The sequence below is a fragment of the Calditerrivibrio sp. genome (assembly GCA_026415135.1).
Taxonomy (GTDB): domain Bacteria; phylum Chrysiogenota; class Deferribacteres; order Deferribacterales; family Calditerrivibrionaceae; genus Calditerrivibrio.
Genome location: JAOAHS010000013.1, coordinates 1 through 1,923, shown reverse-complemented (window position 1 = coordinate 1,923; position 1,923 = coordinate 1). Strand labels below are relative to the sequence as shown.

The following is a 1,923-nucleotide window of genomic DNA, read 5'->3' as shown; positions in this document are numbered from 1 at the left end:
ATTGAGTATGTTTATTTCATTGTTTCTTAATGTATTTTTTGTTTCTTCTTCTATTTTTTGGTATTTGCTATAAAACACACTAATCATAATTGCAATAAATATAATGACTATCAGGGTTTCTAAAGGAGAAAAGCCTCTTTTCATTTTCATCAGTGCTTGAATGCTTTGATCATATCCCACATTGGCATGAATACGCCTAAAGCAAGGATTATTACCATGCCTGCCACCATTACAAGAAGTATGGGCTCTAAAGCCTGAGAGAGAGTTTTTATGGAGTAGTCGATTTCGTTGTCATAATAATCGGCTATCTTAAAGAGCATTTCATCCAACTGCCCTGTATCTTCACCTGCAGAGATCATATCGCTTACCACTGGGGGAAAGTATTTAGAAGCCTCAAAAGAACCATGTATAGTGGCACCTCTACTAACCTTTTCCCTTATGATAAGTAGTTCATCCTTCATGATATCATTTCCTGTTACTTCACTTACTATCTCAAAGCTGGTAATTATTGAAATACCGCTTTTGTATAGTAAGCCCAAAATTCTACAAATTCTGGAAAGATAAATTTTGTGGACAAGGGCACCAATTATGGGTATCTTTAGTGTATATTCATCTATCTTCTTTTTTCCTGTTGGTGTACTTTTATATTTCTTGAATATTATATAACCTATCGTTGCAATTAGTAGTAGAAGCCACCAAAAGTTTTGAAAAAAATCGTTTATGAATATCAGTATCCTTGTAGGTAATGGAAGTGATGCACCCAGTTTTGAAAACATACCAACAAATTTTGGTACCACAAATGTCATCAGTATTGCAAAAGCTATTACGATGGCGGAAATAACAAGCTTCGGGTAACGGGTAGCATTTTTTATTTTGTTTCGTGTATCTAAGTCTGTTTCTAATATAAGGGCAAGTCTTTGCAAAACTATATCAAGAACACCACCTTCTTCCCCAACTTTTAACATATTTATGTACAAATCGGAAAAGATGTCCCTATGTTTTCTAAAAGCGATGCTTAAGGGAGTGCCAGCTTCTATATCTTTTATAATGGTGGATATAGTTTCTTTCATCTTTGTTGAATAATTTTGGGTTTCGAGCCTACGCAAAATGGTAAGAATAGGTATTCCGGCAGCAAAAAGACTTGCAAACTGTCTTGTAAAAACGATGAGCTCTTCTAATTTTACTCTTTCATATTTTTTTAAATAGGTTTTGATTTTTTCAAAAAATATGTCAATAGTGGATGAGGATGAAATAGACATGGGGATTATCCCCATGGAGTAAAGGATTAGGGCTGCTTCATCGATATTAGGTGCTTCTATAACACCTTTTTTTAGTTCACCTTTACTATCTGTACCTTTGTAATTAAATTTCATAGCTTTTTTATAATAAAAAATATTAAACTATTCAAGGGATTAATTGATTCTTTTAATTCAAGATTTCTTGTTTGTATTCTGAGATATTTCTGCCACTTTTATCAAAGTTGATTCCTAAGGCATATATTTTTTTACCAGTCTGTAGGTATTGCCTATAGTAGTCTCTTTCTTTAATCTGGTTTAAAGCAACCTCTGCACTCTGATTACACTTAAACTCAAAGATATATACCTTATCCCTCATCTCCAACACCATATCTATCCTGCCACTGTAGTTGAGCACCTGACTCCTCGCTGGTAAACCTCCAGCTGATACCATAAGATAAAATAACGTGTGAAAACTACCCTCATTAAGCCTCATCCCATCATCATAAGGTATTGAGGCAAATATTGAGCTAACAACAGAGATAAATCCATCCAGATCACCTACTGATAACATGTCATATATCTTCGTATAAACATTTTCATCCTTTGAAAAACTCTTATATAAAAGCCTCAAAAAGGAGTTCTTCACCTCTAAGTTGGGATAAGTCAGGGTATATCTCATCCTCTC

General features: G+C 34.1%; 2 protein-coding genes. Both read right to left on the bottom strand.

Features of this window, described 5'->3' with window-relative positions; genetic code table 11:
• Window positions 1–149: 149 nt before the first annotated feature.
• Window positions 150–1,373 (bottom strand): type II secretion system F family protein, encoded by a 1,224-nt coding sequence (locus tag N3C60_02770; protein ID MCX8083821.1) that lies wholly within the window; start codon window positions 1,371–1,373, stop codon window positions 150–152.
• 52 nt (window positions 1,374–1,425) lie between these two features.
• Window positions 1,426–1,923, bottom strand: a 498-nt coding sequence (locus N3C60_02765) for a PD-(D/E)XK nuclease domain-containing protein (GenBank protein ID MCX8083820.1), incomplete at its 5' end; no start/stop codon positions are given.